The organism is Leisingera sp. ANG1, from assembly GCF_000203975.2.
Taxonomy (GTDB): domain Bacteria; phylum Pseudomonadota; class Alphaproteobacteria; order Rhodobacterales; family Rhodobacteraceae; genus Leisingera.
The window spans coordinates 257,723-282,426 of sequence record NZ_AFCF02000003.1 but is presented as its reverse complement, the minus strand read 5'-3'; the positions used below and the strand labels follow the sequence as shown (position 1 = coordinate 282,426).

20 protein-coding genes and 3 pseudogenes are annotated in these 24,704 nt (G+C 64.5%); 12 read left to right on the top strand and 11 right to left on the bottom strand.

From position 1 onward, the window contains the following. The first annotated feature begins 37 nt into the window (after nucleotides 1–37). The 4 genes from GC1_RS07415 to GC1_RS07400 are packed head-to-tail and all read left to right on the top strand — an operon-like array spanning nucleotide 38 to nucleotide 3,153. A complete protein-coding gene (locus GC1_RS07415; RefSeq protein ID WP_019295403.1) occupies nucleotides 38–1,138 on the top strand; it encodes an NAD(P)/FAD-dependent oxidoreductase in 1,101 nt (366 codons plus the stop codon). After that, nucleotides 1,113–1,424, top strand: a complete 312-nt coding sequence (locus tag GC1_RS07410; RefSeq protein ID WP_019295402.1) for a (2Fe-2S)-binding protein — start codon at nucleotides 1,113–1,115, stop codon at nucleotides 1,422–1,424. Before GC1_RS07415 ends, GC1_RS07410 begins: the two co-directional genes overlap by 26 nt. Continuing rightward, entirely contained in the window at nucleotides 1,411–2,805 is a 1,395-nt protein-coding gene (locus GC1_RS07405; protein ID WP_019295401.1) for an FAD/NAD(P)-dependent oxidoreductase, read from the top strand. The genes GC1_RS07410 and GC1_RS07405 overlap by 14 nt, the downstream gene beginning before the upstream one ends. A gap of 9 nt (nucleotides 2,806–2,814) precedes the next feature. Next, nucleotides 2,815–3,153 (top strand): RidA family protein, encoded by a 339-nt coding sequence (locus GC1_RS07400; protein WP_019295400.1) that lies wholly within the window; start codon nucleotides 2,815–2,817, stop codon nucleotides 3,151–3,153. Nucleotides 3,154–4,447: 1,294 nt separating this feature from the next. Here GC1_RS07400 and GC1_RS07395 read toward each other — a convergent pair. Further along, nucleotides 4,448–5,560 (bottom strand): trypsin-like peptidase domain-containing protein, encoded by a 1,113-nt coding sequence (locus GC1_RS07395; RefSeq protein WP_036761829.1) that lies wholly within the window; start codon nucleotides 5,558–5,560, stop codon nucleotides 4,448–4,450. 144 nt (nucleotides 5,561–5,704) lie between these two features. On the opposite strand from GC1_RS07395, the gene GC1_RS07390 reads away from it, so the two are divergent. Both GC1_RS07390 and GC1_RS07385 read left to right on the top strand, forming a co-directional pair. Continuing rightward, entirely contained in the window at nucleotides 5,705–6,376 is a 672-nt protein-coding gene (locus tag GC1_RS07390) for a winged helix-turn-helix domain-containing protein (RefSeq protein WP_019295398.1), read from the top strand. A gap of 154 nt (nucleotides 6,377–6,530) precedes the next feature. Further along, a complete protein-coding gene (locus GC1_RS07385) occupies nucleotides 6,531–7,730 on the top strand; it encodes a sensor histidine kinase (RefSeq protein WP_237754571.1) in 1,200 nt (399 codons plus the stop codon). Between the two features lie 260 nt (nucleotides 7,731–7,990). Here GC1_RS07385 and GC1_RS07380 read toward each other — a convergent pair. From GC1_RS07380 to GC1_RS07370, 4 genes and pseudogenes are all read right to left on the bottom strand, one after another. Then, nucleotides 7,991–8,359: pseudogene (locus tag GC1_RS07380) on the bottom strand (IS5 family transposase); the annotation flags it as partial. Between the two features lie 81 nt (nucleotides 8,360–8,440). Continuing rightward, nucleotides 8,441–8,611: a hypothetical protein gene (locus GC1_RS22415; protein WP_019296424.1), complete on the bottom strand. Its 171-nt coding sequence runs from the start codon at nucleotides 8,609–8,611 to the stop codon at nucleotides 8,441–8,443. Nucleotides 8,612–8,650: 39 nt separating this feature from the next. Further along, a pseudogene (repA, locus tag GC1_RS07375) lies at nucleotides 8,651–9,488 on the bottom strand (plasmid partitioning protein RepA); the annotation flags it as partial. A gap of 175 nt (nucleotides 9,489–9,663) precedes the next feature. Next, nucleotides 9,664–10,872 (bottom strand): Fic family protein, encoded by a 1,209-nt coding sequence (locus GC1_RS07370; RefSeq protein WP_019296421.1) that lies wholly within the window; start codon nucleotides 10,870–10,872, stop codon nucleotides 9,664–9,666. A gap of 288 nt (nucleotides 10,873–11,160) precedes the next feature. On the opposite strand from GC1_RS07370, the gene GC1_RS07365 reads away from it, so the two are divergent. From GC1_RS07365 to GC1_RS07355, 3 genes are read left to right on the top strand one after another with little or no spacing between them, the layout of a single operon-like run. Beyond that, nucleotides 11,161–13,779, top strand: a complete 2,619-nt coding sequence (locus tag GC1_RS07365; protein WP_036762055.1) for a cation-translocating P-type ATPase — start codon at nucleotides 11,161–11,163, stop codon at nucleotides 13,777–13,779. A gap of 44 nt (nucleotides 13,780–13,823) precedes the next feature. After that, entirely contained in the window at nucleotides 13,824–14,537 is a 714-nt protein-coding gene (locus GC1_RS07360) for a VIT1/CCC1 transporter family protein (protein ID WP_029204835.1), read from the top strand. Nucleotides 14,538–14,595: 58 nt separating this feature from the next. Further along, nucleotides 14,596–15,741: a site-2 protease family protein gene (locus tag GC1_RS07355; protein ID WP_019296418.1), complete on the top strand. Its 1,146-nt coding sequence runs from the start codon at nucleotides 14,596–14,598 to the stop codon at nucleotides 15,739–15,741. 10 nt (nucleotides 15,742–15,751) lie between these two features. Here GC1_RS07355 and GC1_RS07350 read toward each other — a convergent pair whose 3' ends face one another. Then, nucleotides 15,752–16,570: a formate/nitrite transporter family protein gene (locus GC1_RS07350; RefSeq protein WP_019296417.1), complete on the bottom strand. Its 819-nt coding sequence runs from the start codon at nucleotides 16,568–16,570 to the stop codon at nucleotides 15,752–15,754. 32 nt (nucleotides 16,571–16,602) lie between these two features. Beyond that, nucleotides 16,603–17,448 (bottom strand): universal stress protein, encoded by an 846-nt coding sequence (locus GC1_RS07345; RefSeq protein WP_019296416.1) that lies wholly within the window; start codon nucleotides 17,446–17,448, stop codon nucleotides 16,603–16,605. Nucleotides 17,449–17,624: 176 nt separating this feature from the next. Between GC1_RS07345 and GC1_RS07340 the strand changes: the two genes are divergently transcribed. Further along, entirely contained in the window at nucleotides 17,625–18,032 is a 408-nt protein-coding gene (locus GC1_RS07340; protein ID WP_019296415.1) for a universal stress protein, read from the top strand. Here GC1_RS07340 and GC1_RS07335 read toward each other — a convergent pair. Genes GC1_RS07335 through GC1_RS07325 form a run of 3 tightly spaced genes read right to left on the bottom strand, consistent with a single transcriptional unit; the run spans nucleotide 18,029 to nucleotide 22,836 of the window. Beyond that, nucleotides 18,029–19,153: an ABC transporter permease gene (locus tag GC1_RS07335; RefSeq protein WP_019296414.1), complete on the bottom strand. Its 1,125-nt coding sequence runs from the start codon at nucleotides 19,151–19,153 to the stop codon at nucleotides 18,029–18,031. The two genes, GC1_RS07340 and GC1_RS07335, sit on opposite strands and share 4 nt — an antisense overlap. Beyond that, on the bottom strand, nucleotides 19,154–21,844 hold the full coding sequence (gene rbbA, locus GC1_RS07330; RefSeq protein ID WP_019296413.1) for a ribosome-associated ATPase/putative transporter RbbA: 2,691 nt from the start codon (nucleotides 21,842–21,844) through the stop codon (nucleotides 19,154–19,156). Next, a complete protein-coding gene (locus tag GC1_RS07325) occupies nucleotides 21,841–22,836 on the bottom strand; it encodes an HlyD family secretion protein (RefSeq protein WP_019296412.1) in 996 nt (331 codons plus the stop codon). Before GC1_RS07325 ends, rbbA begins: the two co-directional genes overlap by 4 nt. A gap of 174 nt (nucleotides 22,837–23,010) precedes the next feature. Between GC1_RS07325 and GC1_RS07320 the strand changes: the two genes are divergently transcribed. Together GC1_RS07320 and GC1_RS22130 are read left to right on the top strand one after the other, a co-directional pair. After that, the gene (locus GC1_RS07320) at nucleotides 23,011–23,427 is read left to right on the top strand and encodes a c-type cytochrome (RefSeq protein ID WP_019296411.1); all 417 of its coding nucleotides are present in this window, start codon (nucleotides 23,011–23,013) and stop codon (nucleotides 23,425–23,427) included. A 222-nt stretch (nucleotides 23,428–23,649) separates the two neighbouring features. Further along, nucleotides 23,650–23,861, top strand: a pseudogene (locus tag GC1_RS22130) (transposase); the annotation flags it as partial. Nucleotides 23,862–23,950: 89 nt separating this feature from the next. Here the strand turns inward: GC1_RS22130 and GC1_RS07315 are convergent. Beyond that, nucleotides 23,951–24,700, bottom strand: a complete 750-nt coding sequence (locus GC1_RS07315) for an SAM-dependent methyltransferase (protein WP_052260499.1) — start codon at nucleotides 24,698–24,700, stop codon at nucleotides 23,951–23,953. Nucleotides 24,701–24,704: the final 4 nt, after the last annotated feature.

Here is a 24,704-nt window from a genome sequence, read left to right as displayed (position 1 = left end):
GCCCCGCAACCGCAGCCAACCTTTGGGATACGGCAGGATGGAAGCAGATTATGCAGTGATCGGCGGCGGCGTTGTTGGCCTGTCCGTGGCCTGGGGGCTGCTCCGGCGCGGCAAGCGCGTCACGGTGCTGGACGGCGATGACGGCGCGTTCCGGGCCAGCCGCGGCAACTTCGGCCTGGTCTGGGTGCAGTCCAAGGGCATGAAGCAGCCGCGTTATGCCAGCTGGAGCCAGCAGTCCGCTGCAGCTTGGGCCGGGTTTGCGGCAGAACTGGAAGACGGCACCGGCCGCTCTGTCGGGTTGCAGCAGAACGGCGGCTATGACCTGCATTTCTCCGAGGAAACGCTTTATGCCACCGTGGCGCAGTACGATGCGCTGAAGGACAGGCTGAGCGGCAACTACCCTTACGAGGTTCTGGGCCGCAACGCGCTGAGCCGCGAGGAGCCGCATATCGGCCCCAAGGTGGCGGGCGCGATCCTGCATCATCAGGATGGCCACGCAAACCCGCTGCGCCTGCTGGTCTCTCTGGCGGAGGACGTGCGGCGGCTGGGCGGCACAGTTCTGAACGGTAAGACCGTTACCAGGGTTTCCAAGCCCGATGCCTTCAAGGTCCAGTGCAGCGACGGCACCGTGGTTACGGCAGGCAAGGTTGTGCTCTCCGCCGGGCTCGGCGCGATGGAGCTGGGCCCCAAGCTGGGTTTCAAGGCACCAGTGCGGCCGCAGCGCGGCCAGGTGCTGATCACCGAGAAGATGCCGAAACTGATCAACCGCCCCTCGCTGATTGCCCGCCAGGTGGACGAGGGCGGCATCCAGATCGGCGCCACCAACGAAGAGGTCGGGCTGGATGACGGGGTGACGCAGCCGGGCCTGTCCGCTTTGGCCGCCGAGGCGATCGCGGCCTATCCGGCGCTGGCCCGCGCGCAGCTGGTGCGCAGCTGGGGCGCTTTGCGCATCCTGTCGCCCGACGGGTTGCCGATCTACCAGGAAAGCCCCGAACTGCCGGGCGCTTACCTTGTCACCTGCCACAGCGGCATCACCCTGGCCGCGGCCCATGCGCTCTTCCTGCCCGACTGGCTGGAAGGCACCGAAGCCGCCCCTGATCTGGAGGTGTTCAGTGAAGACCGATTCCCCGTTTCTTGAGCTGGCAGGCGATGCCCCCCGTGTGCGGGTCTGGTTTGACGGTTTGGCGCTGGACCTGCCCGCAGGCGCCAACCTGGCCGCCGCGCTGCTGGCCGTTGGCGTGCAGGTGTTCCGCCACACGCCGGTGTCGGGCGCGCCGCGGGCGCCGTTTTGCATGATGGGCGCCTGTTTCGAATGCCTAGTGGAAACCGGCGGCCGCGTGCAGCAGGCCTGCATGCTGGAAGTGGAAGAGGGTATGCAGATTGCCCGCCCGCATGAAGCGGAGGCCAATGATGCAATGCTGTGACCTGGCCATCATCGGCGCCGGCCCGGCCGGCATGGCCGCCGCTGCCGAGGCAGCCCAACAGGGTCTGAGCGTTATCCTGCTGGACGAACAGAACCGCCCCGGCGGGCAGATCTATCGCGATGTGGACCGCGCCGCGGGCACGCGCGGCGCCATTCTGGGGCAAGAGTATCTGTGTGGGGCGACCCTGACGGCGGGTCTTGGCGGGGCCGGGATCACGCATCTGTCCGGTGCCGTTGTCTGGGCCATCGAGGACGGGTTCCGCATCTCCTTTACCCGGCATGGCCGGGCCGGGCAGGTGGAGGCGGAACGGATAATCCTGGCTACCGGCGCGCTGGAACGCCCGATGCCCGCCCCCGGCTGGACCCTGCCGGGCGTGATGACCGCAGGCGCTGCACAGATTCTCCTGAAGCAATCCGGCGTCCTGCCGCGCTGTGCCGTACTGACCGGCAGCGGGCCGCTGCTCTATCTGATTGCAGCGCAGATGGTGCGTGCCGGCACGCCTCCGCTGGCCCTGGTGGAGACCCAGACCGCGGCCAGCCTGATGGCATCCGCCCGCCACCTGCCGGGTGCGCTGCGTGGCTGGCGCTATCTGGCCAAGGGCCTGAAAATGCTGGCGGAGATCAAACGCGCCGGCGTGCCGCGCTATACCGGTGCGGCAAACATCGCGGTAACGGGCAGCACCCGGGCCGAAGCCGTGTCCTTCCGCAGCAAGGGGCAGGAGCACAGCATCGCGTGCGATACCGTCCTGCTGCATCACGGGGTGGTGCCGAACACCCAGGCTGCGCGCTCCATCGGGGTGCCGCATGCCTGGTCCGAAGCGCAGCAGTGCTTTGTACCGGAAACCGGCACCTGGGGCGAGACCGGCAAGGACGGTGTTCTGATCGCCGGTGACGGTGCCGGCATCGGCGGCGCCATGGCCGCCGAATTTGCCGGGCGGATCGCGGCGCTGAAAGCGGCGGAAGAGCTGGGCCGGATCACCGCGCAGGAGCGCGACCGCCGGGCTGCCCCGCTGTTCAGCCAGCGCAGCCGGGAAACCGCAGTCCGGCCGTTTCTGGATGCGGCCTACCCGCCCTATGCAGGCGCCCTGCGGCCTGCGGACAGCACCATTGTCTGTCGCTGCGAGGAAGTCACTGCAGGCGATATCCGCAGCTATGCCAAGCTGGGCTGCCTGGGTCCGAACCAGGCCAAGGCCTTTGGCCGCGCGGGCATGGGGCCGTGCCAGGGCCGCTACTGCGGGCTGACGGTTACCGCGCTGCTGGCCGAGGCCAGCGGGCAGACCCCGGATGAGACGGGTTACTACCGGATCCGTCCGCCGATAAAACCCGTGACACTGGGCGAACTGGCAGCGATGGACGACCCTGCTGCCACCGCCGCTGAATAGGAGAACAAGATGATCGAACGGATCGAAACCGGCCCCCGGATGAGCAAGATCGTGAAGCACAACGGTGTGGCCTATCTCTGCGGCCAGGTCGGTGATGGCGCCGATGTGGTTGAACAGACCCGCGACTGCCTGTCCCGGGTCGAAGCGCTGCTGGAAAAGGCCGACTCATCGCCGCAGCAGATCCTGCAGGCAATTGTCTGGCTGGCCGACATGAAGGATTTTGCCGAGATGAACGCGGTCTGGGACGCCTGGGTGCCCCAGGGCCATGCCCCGGCCCGGGCCTGCGGGGAGGCAAAGCTGGCCCGGCCGGAGCTCAAGGTGGAAATCATTGTGACTGCTGCTTGCTGACCCTGAACGCATTCTTGCAGGCAAGCTGGAAGGCTTGGCTGACCGTAGCCATTAGAATTGAGAAATGTGCGATAGCCTGTTGAGCCCAAGGCTATTGTCTTGCCAAGGAACCCAAATTCTTTTTCGTGCGTCATTGGCAAGCTCTAACCGTCAAGACTGTCAACTGCCTGTACCGGAAATTTGCCGCTACGTTCGTCCGATCTAGGGAAAGAAAAGAAATGACCGTGACCGCCAAAGAGCGCTGGTGCTGACCCTGCACTGTATGCTTCGTGCTCATTGCAATTGGAAATGGTGGGCTTAGATAAATGGAGGCCAACCAAGTGAGCGTGCTGTACTAGCCGTTGTGGTGCTTGGCCTCGGTGGATTCAACGCGCTGTTTGAGCTGATGTCATCGGTATGTGTAGAAGAATGGACAGCAGACTGACCGGCTGCTTGATCCGGACGCCGCGGCGTCCGGTCCAGGATCAGGTATTTACTGCGGCCAATTGGGTCCTATTCGGTAAACACACTGGTAGACGCGCTTGGCAGAAGAAAAGCGCGCTCAACTTGGCTGAGCCATTCAAGAGCCGCCGGCTTGCGCGCTTGCTATAGGTGGCGCCCATTTTCTTGAGCTGTGCCGTTGAGAGGCTGGTCTCTGCGTAGACAAGCACAAAGTTAACCGAAGGCAGTGCGTCGGACACGCTAGTTTTGATCACCTCCAGATGCATGGCCAGAGAGGTTTTTTCTACTGACCCTGTGTGCAAATTTGGCACTAGAATCGTCATTTTTCATGTCTGTGAGGGCAAGAAAGCCAGTTATGCTATGAGCTGATCCGGCTAGGCCTTCCGCCCGTCACACGTTACAAAATATCTGTGGTTGATCTCAAACTGGGCGCACGGACAGTGCTTTGCGGTAACAGGGGTTCCGGAACCGCTGAATTCTAATGTGAATTCCGCCGGCGCAATAAACTATTTTACCTGCCGCATTCCCGACCCAAAGCAGGTAGAACTTGTTCTAATTCTGGGTGCCTGCTTGAGACAGTTGATTGATTGCTTCGGCAAGATTGGCGTTTGCCACCTTCGGCTAGACTTGCAGGGCCGATAATCACATTTCCTGCAGTTGTGTCTAAAGGCAGGTTCATATCCCGCGTCCCGGTCTTGGATACGATGGATCGGTTGCATGCGGAACAAGAATGCTTGGTCTTGATTCCAGCACGGTTGCAAATGCGATTGCTTGTCAGCTTCAAAAGGTCCAGCGAAGTTAGCGGTCGTGCCTCCTGTCTGCTTCCAGGCAGGAGGTGATGTTATGTAATGGTTCAGGCATCCTGGCTGGCACGGTCGCCCAGGATCACGTTCAAGGTGACTTCTTTGCCCTTGCGCAAGACTTGGATCCGGGTCTCTGCACCAGGGGGATTCATGGCCACGGCGGAGGTCAGATCACGCACTTCAACGGTTTCCGTTTTACCGAACCGCAACACAACGTCGCCGGGTTTCAGCCCTGCCTCCGCCGCAGGGCTGCCGGGCTCGACGCCTTCGATCACCACACCCTTGCCGGCCTCGCGGCCCAGCACATTTGCGGCGTCTTCAGAGAGCGGCTTGATCTGCACGCCCAGCCAGCCGCGGGTGATCTCGCCGTCGTCTTCGAGGTCGGCAACGATCTTCTGAACCATATCGGATGGCACAGCAAAGCCGATGCCGACGGAGCCGCCGCCCGGCGAGTAGATCATCGTGTTGACGCCGACGACCTCGCCTTCGGCATTGAACAGCGGGCCGCCGGAGTTGCCCTTGTTGATGGCTGCATCGGTTTGGATGAAGTCGTCAAACGGGCCGGAGTTGATGTTGCGAGAGGTGGCCGAGACGATGCCGGAGGTCACGGTGCCTGCAAGGCCGAAGGGGCTGCCCATGGCGAGCACCTCATCCCCGACGCGCAGGTCGCCGGAAGAGCCGAACTCCACCGCGGTCAGCGGCGCACCTGTTTCGACCTTCAGCAGCGCGATGTCGGTCAGCGGGTCGGCGCCAATCATCATGGCGTCATGCTTGCTGCCGTCAGAGAGGGTGACGGAGACGGTCTGGGCGTTGTTGATCACATGGTGATTGGTGACGATCAGCCCGTCTTCAGAAATCACGAAACCGGAGCCTGCGCCCTTGACCTGGCGGCTGTTGCCGAAATCCGGCGCGCGCCCGCCGAAGCGGCGCATGAAGTCTTCCATGAACTTGTCATTGTACATTCCCTGCTGGTCCGTGGTGGGTTCCGCCTTGGCGGTGACTTCGACAAAGACGACGGCCGGGGAAATGGTTTCAACCAGATCGGCATAGCCGCCTGCAGGCACGGCCAGGGCGGGGGCGGGCGCCGGAGCCATCATTGCGGCGGCAGAGGCGGCGGCGGTCAGGGCAAAGGCGAACCGTTTGGGAGCGTTGGTTTGGGGCATCTTCAATTCCTTGCTTCACTAGGGATGCAAGGCAGATGGCAGGCCGTCATTTCAATCGCCTGACGCATTCTATACAGATCTGTAATGTGCGCTGAACCCGGATCCGGTTTAAGACCCGGGAGGCGCAGCGAAGCGGGGGATGGCTTGAAGATCCTGGTGATAGAAGACGATGCCACGACCGGCCCCTACGTTGCTTCGGGCTTGCGTGAAGAGGGGCATATTGCTGATCTTGTGACCGACGGCCGCGAAGGGCTTCTGCAGGCCGCTGCGGCGGAGTACGATGTGCTGATCATCGACCGGATGCTGCCGTCGCTGGACGGGCTGAGCCTGATCAAGACCCTGCGCGGCGCTGGTGTTCGCACACCAGCCATCATGCTGACCGCGCTGAGCGGGGTAAACGACCGGATTGACGGGCTGGAGGCTGGGGCGGATGATTACCTGGTCAAACCTTTTGCCTTTGGCGAGCTGGCAGCCCGTGTCGCGGCACTGGCCCGGCGCCCGGGCCTGCAAGTGCAGGAGACCTTTCTGCGGGCAGGGGATCTGGAGATGGACCTGGTCCGCCGCAGAGTTACCCGCGCAGGCCAAGAGATCGAGCTGCTGCCGCGCGAGTTCCGCCTGTTGGAGCACCTATTGCGCCGCAAGGGGCGGGTGCAAACCCGCACCATGCTGCTGGAAGCGGTCTGGGAAATCAGTTTCGACCCGCAGACCAATGTTGTGGAGACCCATATTTCGCGCCTGCGGTCCAAGGTCGACAGGCCTTTTGACACCGGCCTGATCGAAACCGTGCGCGGCGCGGGGTACCGCATTGCCGAATGATGCCCTGACCCGTGCGCGCGTTCTGCTGCGCTCCTCACCAGTGCGGCAGTCGCTGTGGCTGTCGCTCTTGTTTGTTGCGGCCAGTGCACTGAGTCTTGGGGTCACGTACTATGTGGCGCATGGCACGCAGGACCGGGCCATCCGGGAAAGCCTGATGCAGGACATGGCGGGATTCCGCGCAACGCCCTCTGCCGCGGCGCTGGCGGCGCTCGTCAATGCCGAAACGGCAGAGACCGACCCGCAGCGCCGCCTGCTCAGCTACCGTCGGCCCGGCGGGCGGATCGTGGCCGGCAATGCCGCCATCACGCAGCAGCAGGAGGGGTTCCGGGTGGTGGCGCTCGGCCCGGCGCCGGTGGCGATCGAAGGCCGCTTTATTTCACTCAGCGCCTATGTGCATGGCGGCCTGTTGACGATTGCGCAAAGCGCCAAGCCGCTGGACGACTTGCGCCAGACCTATCTTCGGGTGGTTCTGTTCAGCCTGCTTCCTGCCATCGCCGCTGCGGTATTGGGCGGGGTGTTTCTTGCGCGGCGCGCCGCCCGGTCTTTGGCGGGTATCGAAACCACGCTGTCGGCGCTGACCTCAGGTGATCTGTGCGCCCGGGTGCCGCAAATGCCAGATCGTCAGGGGGATATCGCCCGCATCGGCCGCAGCGTGAACCGCATGGCCGACGCGCAGCAGCAGTCCACCGAGGCGCTGCGGCAAGTGTCGGCGGATATTGCCCATGACCTGAAGACACCTGTCCAGCGGTTGGAATTGCAGCTTCAGCGCCTGCAGGAAACTCCGGAACTGCCGGAAGAGGCACAGTTACTAGCGGATAAGGCGCTGGAGCAAACCAAGGGCATCATAAGCACGTTCCAGGCTTTGTTGCAGATCGCCCAACTGGAAGAAGGAACGCCACGGTCCCGGTTCGGGACGGTAAATCTATGCGAGATCGCCAGTACTTTTGCCGACATCTACGAACCTGCAGCAGAGGAGCAGGGCCGCAATTTGGTGCTTGATCTACCGGGAGCACCGGTGATGATTACCGGTGACAAGGCGCTTATCGACCAGATGCTTGCCAACCTTATCGAAAATGCACTGCGTCATACACCTGAGGGAACGGATGTTGCGGTATCTCTGCAACAGGAAGCGGCAAAGGCAACTCTGATGGTCCGCGACCACGGGCCTGGTATCCCAGAAACCGAACACCAAAACGTGCTGCGCCGCTTGTACCGCTTGGAACAGAGCCGTACCACACCAGGCAGCGGCCTTGGCCTCAGTCTCGTGGCGGCCATCGCCGATCTGCATGGTGCAGAGTTGTCTCTTTCCAACGCAAGCCCAGGCTTGCGGGTGAGCGTGGGTTTCAGCAGTTGAAAAGTCCTGTGCCAGTTTTTTCAGTACGTTTTCCTGGCACTTGATAAACCGTGGGATGATCTGCTCCTCTACACCTCAGAAGCCCGGCCATTCATCATCGACAGGACTGGTAAAACATCGACGCCAGTGAAAAGCATGACGTTTTGCACGTGATTTGGTCAGGGTTGTCTTGAAAAACGGTATCAGCCTTTTAGGGTCAGGACACATAGCCAATATATGACCATTGCTGCGAGGGCGATTGCTGATAGGTATACCTTCGGTCACCTATCGTATCGGGTCGCCAGGCGCCGCCAATCCTTCAATCTGCCAAACATGATCTCTATCCGATTGCGGCATTTGTAACGTCGCTTGTCGTGTTTCACCGGTTTCTTCCGCTGTTTCCGGCCGGGGATGCAGGCGCGTATCCCTTTGTCTTTCAACGCTTCTCGGAACCAATCAGCATCATGGCCTCGATCACCCAGCGGCCTTTCCACCCTTGGCAAGCCGCCCACCAAAGCGCGGGCGCCGATGTAGTCGCTGACTTGCCCAGCTGTAACGAATAGGTCCAGCGGGCGTCCCTGGCTGTCGCAGATGGCGTGCAGCTTGGTATTCATGCCGCCTTTGGTTCGACCAATCAGGCGGCCACGCCCCCGTTCAGCGAGGAATTGATCCCCCGGATCAATTCCGGGCCCGCTTCACTTGACGCCCAAAAGGCGTGAGGGGCATATATCCTATGCCATCATCACGAAAGACAAAAAGACGAGCGGCCCGTGAATCGCCTTGGCCAGCGCGTCCCAGCGGTGGCGGCCGATGCCCTGTGCCGAGCCGATGGCGCGGATCAGATCGGTGCCGATTGCCTCGTCAATGGCGATTGAGACGGAGGATTTGGTGACGGCCAGCACCTCGACGACCTGCGACTAGTTGCCAAAACTATTTTCGACCAGCTCCTGCGCGAACAGCGCCTTGTAGCCGTACATGGTACGCAGGAAGGCAACGATGCGGTTCCGCGGCGCATCCGACGGTTCATAGCGGTTCAAGAGGTAGCGCATCCAGTCGTGGCTCATGTCAGCGCAGGACTAGGCAATCACGTCCATCTGGTCGGCGGTCATGCGCAGGAATTGCGACATCGACATCACGTCGAGCATTTCCGGGTGGATGGTGACCAGCACGCCGGTTGCGGTGGAGAGCGCCGACATGGTGAGGAAGCCGAGCTGCGGCGGGCAGTCGATCACCACCACGTCATAGTCGGAATCGACATGTGTTAGAGCCTCTTTGACCCGGAAAAAGAACAATCCGGCGCTGCCCTGCGCGAGCGCACGGGGGGTGTCGTGCTCGAACTCCATCAGTTCGAGGTTGCCGGGGATCAGGTCGAGGTTCGGGATATAGGTCTTGCGGATCACCGAGGAGATCGGCGCCGGGTCGTCATAGCGGATGGCGTCGTAAAGCGTGCCGCCGTCCTTGAGGTCGAACTCCGGCTGGACGCCGTGCAGGGCAAGGTGGGACGCCTGCGGGTCAAGGTCGATCGCCAGCACACTGTAGCCCTTGAGCGCGAGGCGCTGCGTCAGATGGGCGGAGGTGGTGATTTTGCCGGGGCCGCCCTTGAAATTCATCACGCCGATGAACTGCATGTGATCACCATCGTGCCGACGGAGCAGGTAGTCGCCTGGTTTGCAATCGGTTTTTCAAGAACTCGTGCTGCACGTGGAGCTGGGCCGCAATACATTCTGAATGCAGAAGGATCACCGCATTCAGATCCTCAGGTGTGTATGCACGACCCATCTTCCCTTGTGCCTGCCATCTGCGCCGCTCTGCATTTTACCCGTGTGTTTGCTGCCTGGCGCGTTCACGGAATTTGGCGTTTGCCGCCTCTTTTCCGGGACTGTTGGCCAAAGAGCGGGATTTCGTGCAAGCGTTTTCTATAGTTGGCGGCTGCCGGGCGGGCAGGGGCGCGGTGTCAGCGGCTGGGAAACAGGCCGGGCATCCAGTCTCCGGCCAGGGTGGCCGGGAAGTTCAGCTGCAAAGGTGCGCGCTGGGTTGGCGATGCCAAGGCGCCGGCCGCCAGCAATCCGGCGGTCACCTTGCGGGCCTGGCGGTCGCTGACGCCAAGCAGGCCGTGCACGCTTCCGCGCTCCAGTTTGCCCAGTGTCAGAGCCTCGCGCATGACGGTTTCGGCGCCGGTCAGCAGGTGGCCTGCGCGGATTTCTCCCTGGCACCAGGCCTCAACCCGGGCGCGCAGGGCCTGCGGCTGCATCAGCTGTTCCATGAAGCGGACCTGATCCAGCGCGGTTTCCAGGAAGAAGGCGGCAAACTCTGCCAGCCGCTGCTCCGACAGGTTGCCGCGGCCGTCGGCGCCGCCGTGGCGGGGCTCATCTGCGGCCATCAGGCGCTGCTTGTACTCGGCCTCCTTGCGGGCGAGGCCGCGGGAGGCGGACCACAGGCCCTCGGAATTCACGTTCTGGCGCAGCATGGCGTGGGCCACCATGCGCGACACCCGCCCGTTCAGGTCGATGAAGGGGTGCACCCAGACCAGCCGGTGGTGGGCGCAGGCGGTGGCGATGATGGCGCCGCTGCGGCCCTGGGTGCCGTACATCCTGCGCATATGGGCCAGCAGCCGCGCCACCGCGCCGGGGCTGGGGGCGACGTGTTTTCCCACCTGCACATAGTCGGTACGGAAGGCGCCGGGGATGATCCGGGTCTCCGTGCCGTCGGGGCTGCGGGTGACCAGCAGGCTGCCGGGCAGGTTCTCGCAGAACCGGCGGTGGATCACCTGCAGCACGGCGGGGTCGAGCGGGTGGCCGGGCAGCCCGCCCTCATCAATCCATTTCTGCACCGCGATATGGGCGACCGCCTCCAGCTGCAGATCGCGCTTGGCCTGGTCCTGGCTGAAATCCTGATTGAGCGCGCGTTCGATATCGACCGGGTGGGTGTTGTGGCCCTCAATCAGGTTCGAGTAGTAGCAGTTCATCGACCGCACCAGGCCGGCCAGCGGGGTGCGGACCGCCTCTGGCAGCGCGGCGCGCAGGGCTGAGGAGGCCATCGCCAGTTCCACCGCCAGATCGTTGAGGGCAGGGCGGTGCCGGGAGGCTTCTTCGGGGATCAGCGGCTCGACGATGGTGATCGGCTCGCCATCATCCGCCAGGTTGGTTGGCCTGTCCGCCGCCATGCATTGCCTCTGTTCCGGTTTCGGGGTGTGACGCCCGTTTGTTCCTGTTCAAGTTCCGTTTTATAGTCCGTTTCCGGCCGCCAGGAAACAGGATAAAATAACATTACTATCATTGTGTTATAAATGTTTTGCGGGTGCTTTCTGCTGATTCTGTTCCGCTTTCAGTTCCGGTTTATTTTCCGGTTCGCCTTCGGAAGGCCCCCTGCGGCGTTGGTGCAGTTGCCGGAAGGGCCAAAGTTGCGGCAGGCTGGAAACGGCGGCCGGAGGCGGCTGCGGAGGGCAAAGCGCATGGCAAACCCGGTTCAGGACAGCAGTGGCGGGCGGCGCAGCGGGCTGACGCGGCAGCAGGCGGAGGCGGCGCGGCGGACCTATGGCTGGAACGAGCTGCCGCGGGGCAGGCGGACCGGGCCGTTGAAAGTGTTTCTGCGCCAGTTCAGCAATTTCCTGGTGCTGATCCTGATCGCCGCCGGGATCATTGCCTTCACGCTGGGCGAATATGCCGACACGCTGGCGATCGGGCTGGTAATCGGGCTGAACGGGATCCTGGGCTTTTTGCAGGAATGGCGGGCGGAGACCGCGCTGGAAAGCCTGCGCAGCATGCTGTCGCCGCAGGCGCTGGCGGTGCGGGACGGGCGCGAGCAGGTGATCGAGGCGCGCGAGCTGGTGCCGGGCGATCTGATCATCCTGGAGGCGGGCGCCCGGGTGCCTGCTGACGCGCGCCTGCACGAAGCCGCCGGGCTGCGGCTGGATGAAAGCGCGCTGACTGGGGAATCGGTTCCGGTGGACAAGGCGCCCGGCACAGACACAGCAGAGGTGTTTGCCGGCACGGTGGTGGCAGCGGGCCGCGCGCTGGCGGTGGTCACCGCGACCGGCGCGCGCACCGCCTTTGGCGAGATTGCGGCGCTGACCGGGGCGGTGGGCCTGAAGAAGACCAATCTGCAGGTGCAGCTGGGCCGTCTGGCGCGGCAGCTGGGGTTTGCGGCGCTGGCGGTGGCGGCGGCGATCCTGGCGCTGGGGCTGTATATGGGGCGGGACGCGGCGGAGATGTTCATGACCGGCCTGTCGCTGTCGGTGGCGATGGTGCCGGAGGGGCTGCCTGCGGTGGTCACCATCACCCTGGCGCTGGGGGCGGCGGCAATGGTGCGCCAAAGGGCGCTGGCGCGGCGTCTGCAGGCGGTGGAAACGCTGGGCGCGGCCTCGGTCATCTGCACCGACAAGACCGGCACCCTGACTGAAAACAAGATGACCGTGACGCGGGTCTGGACGCTGGACCGCAGCTATCAGGTGACCGGCACCGGCTATGATCCGGCGGGCCATATTGCCTGTGAGGGGGCCGTTACCGGTGCGCGGGAGGATGCGGTGCTGGCAGAGCTGCTGGAAGCGGGGCTGACCTGCACCCACGCCAGCCTGCACCAGGAGGGCGACCACTGGCAGATGACCGGCGCCCCGACCGAGGGGGCGCTGGTCACATTGGGCTACAAGGGCTGGGCAGCGCTGCCGCCGCCAGATGCGGTGCTGGCGGAAATCCCCTTCAGCAGCGAGCGCAAGCGGATGAGCGTGCTGGCGCGCAGCGGCGGCGGCGAAAAGGTCCTGACCAAGGGCGCACCGGAGCAGGTTCTGGGCCTCTGCACAGAAGTTTTGACGCAGGATGGCCCGCGGAAGCTGGGCGCAGGGGAGGGGGCCGCCATCACCGAAGCCTATGAGGTGATGGCAGCGGAGGGGCTGCGGGTGATCGGCCTGGCGGCTGGCGCGGCGCACGGCGGGGAGATCCGCGAGCAGGACATGACCTTCCTCGGGCTGGCGGGGCTGATCGACCCGCCGCGGCCGGAGGTGCGGGACGCCATCGGCGCGGCCCAGTCGGCAGGCATCCGGTTGATCATGATCACCGGCGACAGCCCGCTGACTGCCAAGGCGATCGCAACCCGGCTGGGCCTGCCTGCCGGAAAGACCCTGACCGGCGACGCGCTGGAGGCGCTGGAGGATGCGGAGCTGGACCGGATCCTGCAGCAGGATGTGCTGTTTGCCCGTACAAGGCCCGCCCACAAGATGCGGATCGTCTCTGCCCTGCAAGGGCAGCATCAGATCGTGGCGATGACCGGTGACGGGGTGAACGATGCGCCGGCTCTGAAGCAGGCCGACATCGGGATTTCAATGGGGGTGCGGGGCACGGATGTGGCCAAGGATGCCTCTGACCTGGTGCTGCTGGACGATAACTTTGCCACCATCGTGCGGGCCATCGGCGAGGGGCGGCGGCAGTTCACCAATGTGCGCAAGTTCGTGCGCTACCTTCTGTCCTCCAACGCGGGGGAGGTGATTGCGCTCTTGATCAATATCCTGATCGGCGGGCCGCTGATCTTTCTGGCGACCCAGATCCTGTGGATGAACCTGGTCACGGACGGGGTGACGGCGGTGGCGTTGGGGCTGGAGAAGGGCGAGCCGGACCAGATGGAGCATCCGCCCCGCAGGAAGGACGCGCCGATTGTGGGAAAGGCCGGTCTGCTGACCATTCTGGCGCTGGGGCTTTATACCGGACTCGCCAGCTTGTGGCTGTTCCTGCATCTCTTGGACGGCAACGAAGATCTGGCCCGCACCGCCGCCTTTACTGCCATGGTGGTCTTTGAGAAGGCCAGCGTCTTTGCCTTCCGCTCCCTGCATCTGCCGTGCTGGCGGATCGGGGTGTTCAGCAATCCGCTGCTTCTGGCGGCGCTGGCGGTGACCATCGGGGCGCAGGTGGCGGCGGTGTACTGGCCGCCGCTGCAGGTGCTGCTGCATACGGTGCCGCTGCAGGTGGAGCAGTGGGGGCTGATCGCGCTGCTGGTGCTGCCGGTCCTGGTGGTGCCGGAGGTGCTGAAAACCCTGCGCTATCTCGCCAGCCGCCGGACCAGCCGGGCAGCTGCGGCGGCTTGACCTCCCTCAATGCGGGTTTTGCCGTTTCGGGTCATCCTGCGGGCATGAAGGGCGATCACGGGCACAGCAAGGAGGACATCGCGCGGCGGCTTGCGGGCAGCAACGGCACCGGGCGGCTGCGGGATGCGGTTTACGGCGGCATTGACGGCGCGGTCACCACCTTTGCGATTGCTGCAGGTGTTGAGGGGGCCGGGTTTTCGCAAGGTGTGATCATCGCCCTGGGCATTGCCAACGTGCTGGCGGACGGGTTTTCGATGGCGGCGGCCAATTACCTGGGCACCAAGGCGGATCTGGACGACCGGCGGCGGCTTTACAAGGTGGAGAAGCGCCATATCCGCCAGTACCCGGAGGGCGAGCGCGAGGAGCTGCGCCAGATCTTCCAGGAGCTGGGGCTGAGCGGCGAGGTGCTGGAAGGGGCGGTGCGGTCGGTTGCCGCCAAGCCGGAAAAATGGATCTCGCTGATGCTGACCAGCGAATACGGGCTGGCCCCGGCCGAGCCCAACCCGGTAGCGGCGGCGCTGACCACCTTTGCCGCCTTTATGGCCGCGGGCATCGTGCCGCTCTTGCCGTTCATGCTGGGGCTGCCGGATCCGTTTCTGACGGCGGCGCTGGCCACCGGGGCGGTGTTTTTCGGCATCGGCGCCAGCAAGAGCGTCTGGTCGCTGGCGCCCTGGTGGAAATCGGGACTGGAGACGCTGGCAATCGGCTCCTGCGCTGCCGCGGTGGCCTATCTGGCCGGCAGCCTGTTCCGGGTTTGAGCCGGATCAAGGGGGCGGGGCCGGTTTGGCCCTAAGCTGGGGACCGGAGGGGGAGCCGATGTTTTCAAATGCCATCAAGATTGCCACCCTGCAGGGGTTTGACATCCGCATCGATCCGAGCTGGGCGCTGATTGCCGCGCTGATCACCTGGAGCCTGTCGGCGCAGTACTTCCCGATGGTCTATCCCGGTGCCGGCGGCAGCGTCTATCTCACACTGGCGCTGCTGGCGATGCTGGGCTTCTTTGCCTCTCTGATCCTGCACGAGATGTCCCATTCGGTGGTGGCCCGGCGCTACGGGGTTGAGATCAAGGGGATCACGCTGTTCATCTTCGGCGGGGTTGCCGAGCTGGGATCGGAGCCGAAGACTGCCGCCAGCGAGTTCTGGATTGCCATAGCCGGCCCGCTGATGAGCCTGGCGCTGGCCCTTGGCTTCTGGCTGCTGGCGCAGATGGGCGGGTGGCTTGCGCCGGGGATGGCGCTGAACCCTGTGCTGGATTACTTGGCGCTGATCAACTTGGTGCTGGCGGTGTTCAATCTGCTGCCGGCCTTTCCCTTGGATGGCGGGCGGATCTTCCGCGCCTTCCTGTGGAGCCGCAGCCGCGATCTGCTGCAGGCGACCGCCACCGCCACAAGGATCGGCAGCTATTTTGCCTATGCGCTAATCCTCTTTGGTGTCATCGGGCTGTTTTCCGGCAATCCGGTCGCTTCGCTGTGGCAAGTGCTGATCGGGGTGTTTGTGCTGGCGGCGGCCAAGGGCACCTATGCCAGCCAGCTGCAGGAGGCTGCGTTCAAGGGCAAGGCGGTTGCCGTGCTGATGACACGTGATGTGATTTCGGTGCAGCCGGAGGTCAGCCTGAAATACCTTGCGGATGACGTGATGCTGAGCGGGCGCAAAAGTTTTGTACCGGTGGTTTTGGGCGATGTGCTGCTGGGCTATGCCGACACCGGGCTGCTGGCACAGACCCCGCGCGCGGACTGGGCGGCAACCCATGTCGGCGACGTCTATGTGGCGGCGGATGCGGACAATACGGTAGGCCCTGACATGCCGGCTGCGGAGTTGATGGCAAAGATCTCCTCCACCGGGCGGCGCAAATTCCTGGTGGCGGAAGACCGCCAGCTGCTGGGGGTGGTCACGCTGTCTGACCTGACGGGCTATCTGGCGGTGCTGCAGGAGATCCGGCTTCCTGACCGCAAGACAGAGTAAGTTGGCGGTGTCAGCGGCTTTGCTCGGGTGAGCGTTCAGGCTGGCGCTGCGCAGAGCCGCCCAGGAAGGCAAACCAGTAGGCCAGGGCGACCCCGCCCGCGCCGCCCGCGATGTTGCCGAGGGTGACCCAGAACAGGTTGGCGGCTGCCGCGGAAAGGGAAAGGTCCGCTCCGGCGCCCCAAGCCTGCGGAAAGAAATACATGTTGGCGATGGAGTGCTCCAGCCCCAGCAGCACGAAGGCGGTGATCGGCCAGAGGATGGCCAGAACCTTGCCGGCCGCTGTGCGTGCGGCGAAAGACAGCCAGACGGCGAGGCAGACCAGGGCGTTGCACAGCGCGCCGCGCATGAAGGCCTCAAGCGGGGCGAGGCCGGCCTTGGCCTCTGCGATCCCGGCGGCGGTTGCGCCCATCGAGCCGTTCAGCAGTCCAGTCAGCGCAAAGGCGGCGGCCAGTCCGGCAGCGCCAGCCAGATTGCCGGCATAGACCACGCCCCAGCTGCGCAGCAGCAGGCGCAGCGGGATCTTGCGGTCCACCGCGGCGATCACCATCAGAACATTGCCGGTGAACAGCTCTGCCCCGGCGATCACCACCAGGATCAGGCCGAGCGAGAACACCGCCCCGCCCAGCACCCGGACCGCGCCTGTGACGGGCACCGTGCCGGTGAGGGTCATGGTATAGGCCGCCGCGCCGAACCCGATGAAGGCGCCCGCCAGCATCGCCAGCACGAACATCTGCGGCAGCGGCAGCCGGGCCTTGGCGGTTCCGGCGGTCTCTACCAGTCTTGCGATTTCGGCAGGCTTGTAGGCGTCAAAGGGGGCCTGGCTGGTCATAAGGCGGCTCCTGAATTTTTGAGCGTAAGCGATCAGTGGGCAAACAGGACCGGCAGGTCCGTCTGCTCGATCATCGTGCGGGTGGTGCCGCCGAAAACGGCCTCGCGCAGGCGGGAATGGCCATAAGCCCCCATCACCACCAGCCCGGCCCCGGCCTCGCGCGCGCGCTGCTGGATGCCGTGGCCGACGTCCTGGCCGCCGCCGGGGAATTGCGACACGGTCACCTTGCAGCCCTGGTGGCTGAGCCAGACGGCGGCATCGGTGCCCGGATCCTCGCCGTCGCGCTGATCGGAGACGCTGGTTTCAAAGCAGCCGATCACAACCTCCTCGGCGTGGCGCAGATAGGGCAGGGCCGCGTGGGCCGCGCGGGAGGCGGCAAGGCTGCTGTCCCAGGCCAGGAAAACGCGGCTGTAGCTGGCAAAGGGCGCGCCGTTCACAATGACCGGAACCGGCGATTGGAAGAGGAGGCCGTGCAGCGCCTCGCGGAAGACAGCCTCGTGGTCCCTGAGGCCATCGGCAAACTGCGCGGTGTCGCAGGTCTTGGCCCGCTGGGCGCAAAGCATCCGGATGTCCGAGCCGGCGCAGACCGCATAGTGCACATCGCCAGAGCAGGTGTTGCGGGTGAGGAGATCGTTCACCTCTGCCGCGCGGGTTTCTGCCGCCTGGCGGGCGTCCCGCAGATGATCAACCCAGTTCGCGGGCATCGCAGCCGAGCCGAAGGCTGTTGTGCCGGAGACAAAGTAGGGTCTGCCGGGCGGATTATCGAGCAGCAGGCAGGCCAGGTAGGTGTTTTGGCCCTGCGCTGCCTCGGCGGCGGCAGTGATGGTTGCGTCGCTGGTGTCAGTGGCAAGAACGAAGAGAGAGGTTTTGCGTTGCATGGCGGGCCTCCGGGCTGGATCGCGGCAGGCGGGTGCGCACCGCATTGATCAGTAGAACAGGTTTGCCGGCAGGTGCCATGATCCGGATCAATCGGCGGCCTTGGGGCGGCTAACCTCCGTCAATGCGGGGCGGCGGCGGGCGGCGTACACTCGGGCGGCATCAAAGGAGGATCACGATGTACAAGCATATTCTGGTTCCCGTCGCACCGGATCACGGTGCCAATACGGCCCGCTCGCTGGAGGCTGCCCGCCTGCTGGCGGACAGCGATGCAAGGATCACCGCGCTGACCGTTGCTGACGAGATCCCCGGCTATGTGGTGCAGCAGCTGCCGGAGGGGCTGCTGGAAGGCACCCGCGCAGAAATGCTGGCGTCGCTCAAGGCAGACCTGGGCGGGGTGACGGACGTCAAGGCGGATGTGGTGACCGGCCATGCCGGGCGCACGATCACCGATTATGCGGACGCGCATGGCGCGGATTGCATTGTCATCGCCTCGCACCGGCCGGGCCTGCAGGACTATTTCCTGGGCTCGACGGCGGCGCGGGTGGTGCGCCATGCCAAATGCACCGTGGTGGTGATCCGCTAGCCGTCCTGCGCCACGGAGCGGCGGAACAGCACCAGGCTGGCCGCCAGCAGGGCCGCGCCCAGCAGCGCCATCCACAGGAATTCCGGCCAGACGGTTTCGGCTCCTGCACCCTTGAAGACAATGGCCTGGCTGGCGGACATGTAATGGCGCGAGGGCAGCAGGGTGGTGGCGGCCTGCAGCCAGGCGGGCTGGCTTTCCACCGGGGTTTCGCCGCCTGACAGCATCAGCATCGGCAGGATGGTCAGCATCACCAGCAGCGCAAACTGCGCCATGGAGCGGGCGACCGTTGCCAGGAACACCCCCAGCGCGGTGGCGGTGAACAGGAACAGGGCGGTGCCGCCGAGAAACAGTGCCGTGGAGCCTGCAATGGTGATGTCCAGCACCCCCTGCATCACAAAGACCAGAGACAGAGCTGCCGCCGCCAGCACTACCGCGGCGTTGGCCCAGATCTTGGCCGCGGCGATGTCGAAGGGCGACAGCGGCATCGCCAGCAGGTGCTCGATGGTGCCGTGCTCGCGCTCGCGGATCATCGCGGCGCCGGTCAGGATCGTGGTCAGCCACATGATCTGGCCGATCAGCGCGTTGATGCCGGCAAAGCGCACGGTGTCGCGGTTCGGGTTGAAGGCGCTGCGGATGATGATCTCCAGGCTCTGCGGCGCGGCGAGGCCGGCGCCCACCGCGAAGCGGCGGATCTCGGCGCTGAGGATGCTGGTAATGTAATTGGCACCGATGCCTGCCTGTTCCATCGCGGTGGCGTCGATCAGCACCTGGATCTCCGGCACCCGGCCCGCGCGGACGTCCTTTTCGAACCCCGGCGGCACGGCAACCACGAACAGGAAGTGGCCGGCGTCCATCCGGGCGGCACCGGTACCGGGTTCAATCTGCACCACCGGCTGGAACTCCGGCGGGAAAAACGCGGCGGCCAGGGTGCGGGACAGGGGCGAGTTGTCCTCATCCGCAAAGGCGATCGAGGCGTTGTTGACCGAGGTTGCGACCCCGGTTGCCTCCATCACCGGCGCCAGGGTGAAGGACCAGACCAGAAGCGCCATCATCACCCAGTCGCGGCGCAGGCTCATCATCTCCTTGAGGCCGAGCCAGAATATGCAGGAGAGCCGCCGCATCTACTTCTCCTGCGCGCGCAGCGCCAGCGCGGCCAGCAGGGTCAGGGCCGGTCCGAAGCAGGCCAGCGCCAGGATATCGGGCAGCAGCGCCTCCCAGCCCAGCCCCTTGGTGAAGGCGCCGACGTTCAGATGCAGGAAATAGGATGACGGCCAGAGCGCGCCGATGGTCTGGGCGCCGGGTTCCAGTGTCGAGACCGGCTGCAGCAGGCCGGAGAACTGGATCGTCGGCACCACCGAGGCGATGGTGGTGGCAAAGGTCGCCGCCACCTGGCTGGAGGTCATGGTGGCAATCAGCAGCCCATAGGATGTGGCGGCCCAGACATAGAGCAGCGCGCCAAGTGCCAGGGGCAGCGGGTCGCCCTTGAGCGGCACCCCGAAGACCGCGATGGTCATCACCGTCAGCAGCAGGAAGTTCAAATAGGCGATCACGATATAGGGGATCTGCTTGCCGATCAGGAATTCGAGCCGGGTGGTGGGCGTGACGTAGAAATTGGTGACCGAGCCCAGTTCCTTTTCCCGCGCGACGCTGACCGCCATCAGCACCGCGGGCAGCATGATCAGCAGGATGGCGGGCATTGCGGGCGCCATGGCGGCGATGCTCTCGAAGCTCTGATTGTAGCGGAACCGCGGCTCTATGCGGGCGGTTTCACCCTGCCGGATGCCGCTGGCGGCGGCCTCGGCGCTCAGGAAGGTCTGATGCAGACCGGCGGCGTAACCCTCCACCGTTTCACCCTTGAAGGGGATGGCGCCATCGACAATCGCCAGCACCTCTGCCGGTTCATTTGCGCGCAGCTTGCGACCGAAATCGGGCGGCAGCTCCACCACCAGCGAGACCTCGCCCGAGACCAGCCGTTTGCGCCCGTCGGCGGCGCTGGCCAGGGGCGGTGCGGGGCGGAAGTAGCGGGAGCCGGAAATCTCCGCGAGGTAGGCGCGGCTTTCGGGGCTTTGCGACAGGTCGAGGGCGGCATAGTCCAGCTCGTCGATGTCCAGCGAAATACCGAAGCAGAACACCAGCATCAGGATCACCGAGCCGAGGAAGGCAAAGGCAAGCCGCACCGGGTCGCGCAGCACCTCCACCGTTTCGCGCCGCGCATAGGCCAGCGCACGGGTGAGGCCGCCCGCTGCGCGGCCTTTTGTCTGAACCGTTGTTTCGGGTGCGGAGACCGGGGCAGGGGGGTCGGCGGCCCTGAGGATGGAGACAAAGGCCTGTTCCAGCGTGTCCGCAACCTGCGATGCCATCAGCGCCTTGGGCGTGCCCTCGGCCAGAACCTTGCCCGCGTGCATGAAGGAAACCCGGTCGCAGCGTTCGGCCTCGCCCATGAAATGGGTAGAGACGAATATCGTCACACCGTCGTTGCGCGACAGCTCAAGCAGCAGCGCCCAGAACATATCCCGCGCCCCCGGGTCGACGCCGGAGGTCGGTTCGTCCAGGATCAGCACCCGCGGACGGTGGATCACCGCTACCGCCAGCGACAGGCGCTGCTTGATACCCAGGGGCAGGGCGGCGGCAAGGGAGGTGCTGTGCGCCTCCAGGCCGAAGCGCCGGGTCAGTTCGGCGACCCGGGCCGCGCGGTCCTTGATCCCGAAAATGCGGGCGTGTAGCTGCAGGTTCTGCTCAACGGTCAGTTCGCCATAAAGCGAGAACGCCTGGCTCATATAGCCGATTTCGCGGCGCAGGGCGCGGTTCCTGGCATCCACCGGCTTGCCGAACAGCTGCGCCTCGCCGGAGCTGATGGGCAAGAGGCCGGTCAGCATCTTCATGGTTGTCGACTTGCCGCAGCCATTGGAGCCAAGAAAGCCGAAGATTTCCCCGCGGGCAATGCTGAAATCGACGTGGTCAACGGCGGTGAAATCGCCAAAGCGGCGGGTCAGGCCGCGGGCGGTGATGACCGGCTCGCCGCTGTGCGCCGCTGGGGCAGGGTGCTGAACCGGCGGCGGGCTGCCGTTTGCCCGCAGCTGGCGGTATGCGGTTTCCAGATCGCCGGTCTGGCGCTTCAGGTCATCCGGCGGTCCCTGGTACAGCACCCGGCCTGCATCCATGGCGACGATCCAGTCGAAACTTTGCGCCTCCTCCATATAGGCGGTGGAAACCAGCACGGTGAGGCCGGGGCTGGTTTTCCGGATGGCGCCGATCAGCGCCCAGAACTGGCGGCGCGACAGCGGGTCAACGCCGGTGGTCGGTTCATCCAGCACCAGCAGCTTGGGGTCGTGGATCAGGGCACAGCAGAGGCCCAGCTTCTGCTTCATGCCGCCCGACAGCCTGCCCATCAGCCGGTCTTCAAACGGCGCCAGCCCGGTGGCTGTGAGGAGCGATGCGATGCGGGCCTCGCGCTCTGCCGCGCCCTGGCCGAACAGCCGCGAGAAGAACTCCAGGTTTTCGCGTACGGAAAGCTCAGGATAGAGGTTGCGGCCCAGACCCTGCGGCATGAAGGCAATGGCAGGGCAGATGCGGCGCCGGTGCGCGGCGTCGCCGATGGGGCCGCCAAGGACATCTATGGTGCCGGCCTGCAGCTTCTTGGCGCCGGTGACCAGGCCCAGAAGGGTCGACTTGCCGACCCCGTCCGGGCCGATGAAACCGACCAGCCGGCCCGGTGGAAGGTCCAGGGAGACCGTGTCCAGCGCAGTATGCTTGCGGTAGCGGTGGCTGACCTCCGCGATGCGTATCCCGGGACTGTCTGCCCGGGCAGTCATTCGAACAGCTCAGGCGGGATGCGCCGCTCCAGCGCTTCGGGCCATTCCTTGGCGGTGTCGAGCCGGATCACCGCAATGCCGCGCAGGCCGGTTTTCACATGTTCGATCCGCGCCGCCACCAGATCCTGCGGGATGCGGACGCGGACGCGGAACACCAGCTGCTCGCGTTCGCTGAGGGTCTCGACCTGCTTGGGGGTGAACTGGGCCTCTGGCGAGACGAAGGTGACTGTGGCGGGAATGGCGTAATCGGGCAGGGCGTCCAGCACGATGCGCGCCTCGGCGCCGATTGGCAGAAGACCGGCCTCGCGGGCGGGCAGGAACACCTCCATATAGATGTTTTCAAGGCTCAGAAGCGTCAGGATCGGGCCGCCGGCGCCGACCACCTCACCCGGTTCCGCCAGCCGGTACAAGACGCGGCCCGGCACCGGTGCGGTGAGGGTGCTGTCCTCGATTTGCGCGGCGATCCGGCGGACCTCTGCTTCAGCGGCCGCAATCCCTGCCTCCGCTGTGGCGACTCGCGCCTTGGCCGCGCCCAGCACCGCCTCGGCGACCTGGTGGGCGGTTTCGCGTTCTTCAAACACCGTTTCTGAAATGTTGTGCCCGGCCAGCAGGGCGGTGGCGCGGTCCAGCTCATGCTCTGCGCGGCGCTGCTCGCTCTGGCGCTGGACCACCAGCGCCTCGGCCTCGGCCCTGGTCTGGCGCGCAAGCGCGGCTTCGGCAGTGGCCCGGTCATGCGCCGCCGCCAGCTCATCCGTGTTCATTTCCACCAGGATGCTGCCCGCCGCCACCAGGCTGCCCTCGGCGGCCAGCACCTTGGCCACCCGGCCGGCCCGGGCGGCGGCGATCTCAACCTGTTCGGCCTCGATCCGGCCGTTGCCCTGGACGAAACCATCGGGCAGGCCCGCGCCGTTTTCAGAAACGAACAGATAGACGGCAGCGGCCGAGAGCAGAACAGCCGCCGCGGCAAGAAGTGCACCGGCAGTTTTGGTCATGGCAAAGCACCCCGTCCCGTTGCAGCAGTTGCGGAGCCTAGCCGGGTTCCGCTCATCCTGCCTTGCTCTGAGTCAATCCTGCGCTGCCGGATTGCCGCTATCATCACATCATGTGCGGTAGATACCGGGTTCGGGCCGGGCGGCACGGAGGTTCCGGAGCAAAGGGGAACAGCAATGCTGATGCGGCTGGCGACAACACTTGCAATTGCGGCAGGGCCGGGCTGGGCGCAAAGCCACGGCGTGGAAGAGGGGCGGGACCTGTTCCTGTATTTCTGCGCTGAATGCCACGGCAAGGACGCGGCAAGCCTGGGACCGATGGCGGAGATGATGGCCTTGCAGCCGCCGGACCTGACCCACTTGGCCGCGCGCAATTACGGTGAATTCCCGATGGCAGCTGTTGCCAAGCAAATAGATGGCCGCCAGCCGGTTGCCGCCCACGGTGATATGCCAATGTTTGGCCCGACCCTGGATGAGGATCAATTTGTGACTTTGGCCCTGCCAAGCGGTCAGCCTATGATGGTATCCCGCTCCCTGGGCAGCGTCATCACATACCTTCAGTCGGTGCAAAGTCTGGCTGAAGGGACGGACTGACTGGTCCGCATCAGGCAGTTAGCGCGGTTAAATTAATTAACATAAGTATGATTATTGGAATTCATTTTTGCCCGGGTACACGCTACCCCAAACTGCGTCTCCTATAAGGCTCAGGACCTATTGATATCCGATTGGCGGCATGATTCACGGTTGAAAAACGAATGGTGTGTGTCTGATCATTTCTGGATGACGGACGCCCAAGATGTAGGTTAAAAAATGTTTAAAGACAAAATGATACGTGCCCGTATCCACGGCCGACAGCAGCGCAAGAAAGCCATCAGATACGACAAACGCCGATATAAGCGGCGTAACCGCATTGAGATTATGTTCGGCAGGCAGAAGGACTGGCGGCGGGCCGCCACACGGTACAGCAATGCTCAAAAGTCTTCCTGTCAGCTATAACTCTTACCGCCCTCGCCATCTGCTGGCGTTGAAATTCAATGAGACCAGAGCCTGATCTTCTGCAATGCTCAAAAACTCGCGCCGCATGGCAGAAGGAATTTCGCGCGTTCCGGCAGCCCGCCTAAGGCCGTGCTATTTGCCGGCAAGACTTAGTTTTTGGGAGAGAAACCTGCCCGGACCCGAGTTTTGGAAATGTGATGATAATTGCTGCACAACCGGAGATTTCATGAAGTTTCAGGGTGTCCGGAAGCACGCTGAGGCCACAAGAGACGGTCCGTGCACTTGGCTTGGAAACATCCGCAGCTATCGTGACCGGAGTGGAGGCTGACAAGCCTTGGCCGAGCAGACCGTCGCGCACCCGCGGTGCCTGCTCCACCGACATGTAGTAGGCAATTGTGGTTCCCGGCATTTCATGCCGGACGTAATCGGGCAGAGAGTCGCCGGCTTTGCATCTGGCAGTGGTCAGCACAAGCGTGTCAGACAGGCCGCGTTCGGTCAGTGGCGTACCGGATTGCGCAGCGGCGGCGCAGGCAGTGGTGATCCCGGGAACGATCTCCGCATCGATGTCTGCTGCAAGCGCGGCGGCCAGTTCTGCCGCAGCACACCCGAAGATACTGGGATCTCCCGATTTCAGGCGCACGACCCGGCGGCCCTTCAAGGCCTCCCCCACAACGGCCGCGTTGATCCTGTCCTGCGGCCAGCTGTGGGCCCCGACGTGTTTCCTGGCAAAGACCCGTTTGGCTGCAGGCCGAGCAAGGCTCAGAACCTCTTTCTCGACAAGGCGATCGAAAAACCGTATCAGCCTGCTGCAGCCCTTGCACAGCGCGCAGAGTGAGCAGATCGCGGACACCTTTGCTGGAGGAACCGGCATCTGA

Excerpts from the sequence above, each read along its gene's own strand:
- GC1_RS07315 (WP_052260499.1), bottom strand. The coding sequence starts at position 24,700 with ATGCCGGTTCCTCCAGCAAAGGTGTCCGCGATCTGCTCACTCTGCGCG.
- rbbA (WP_019296413.1), bottom strand. The coding sequence starts at position 21,844 with ATGACTGCCCGGGCAGACAGTCCCGGGATACGCATCGCGGAGGTCAGC.
- GC1_RS07415 (WP_019295403.1), top strand. The coding sequence starts at position 38 with ATGGAAGCAGATTATGCAGTGATCGGCGGCGGCGTTGTTGGCCTGTCC.
- GC1_RS07325 (WP_019296412.1), bottom strand. The coding sequence starts at position 22,836 with ATGACCAAAACTGCCGGTGCACTTCTTGCCGCGGCGGCTGTTCTGCTC.
- GC1_RS07335 (WP_019296414.1), bottom strand. The coding sequence starts at position 19,153 with ATGCGGCGGCTCTCCTGCATATTCTGGCTCGGCCTCAAGGAGATGATG.
- GC1_RS07365 (WP_036762055.1), top strand. The coding sequence starts at position 11,161 with ATGGCAAACCCGGTTCAGGACAGCAGTGGCGGGCGGCGCAGCGGGCTG.
- GC1_RS07405 (WP_019295401.1), top strand. The coding sequence starts at position 1,411 with ATGCAATGCTGTGACCTGGCCATCATCGGCGCCGGCCCGGCCGGCATG.
- GC1_RS07370 (WP_019296421.1), bottom strand. The coding sequence starts at position 10,872 with ATGGCGGCGGACAGGCCAACCAACCTGGCGGATGATGGCGAGCCGATC.
- GC1_RS07395 (WP_036761829.1), bottom strand. The coding sequence starts at position 5,560 with ATGCCCCAAACCAACGCTCCCAAACGGTTCGCCTTTGCCCTGACCGCC.
- GC1_RS07400 (WP_019295400.1), top strand. The coding sequence starts at position 2,815 with ATGATCGAACGGATCGAAACCGGCCCCCGGATGAGCAAGATCGTGAAG.
- GC1_RS07350 (WP_019296417.1), bottom strand. The coding sequence starts at position 16,570 with ATGACCAGCCAGGCCCCCTTTGACGCCTACAAGCCTGCCGAAATCGCA.
- GC1_RS07340 (WP_019296415.1), top strand. The coding sequence starts at position 17,625 with ATGTACAAGCATATTCTGGTTCCCGTCGCACCGGATCACGGTGCCAAT.
- GC1_RS07345 (WP_019296416.1), bottom strand. The coding sequence starts at position 17,448 with ATGCAACGCAAAACCTCTCTCTTCGTTCTTGCCACTGACACCAGCGAC.
- GC1_RS07360 (WP_029204835.1), top strand. The coding sequence starts at position 13,824 with ATGAAGGGCGATCACGGGCACAGCAAGGAGGACATCGCGCGGCGGCTT.
- GC1_RS07320 (WP_019296411.1), top strand. The coding sequence starts at position 23,011 with ATGCTGATGCGGCTGGCGACAACACTTGCAATTGCGGCAGGGCCGGGC.
- GC1_RS07385 (WP_237754571.1), top strand. The coding sequence starts at position 6,531 with ATGCAGGACATGGCGGGATTCCGCGCAACGCCCTCTGCCGCGGCGCTG.
- GC1_RS07355 (WP_019296418.1), top strand. The coding sequence starts at position 14,596 with ATGTTTTCAAATGCCATCAAGATTGCCACCCTGCAGGGGTTTGACATC.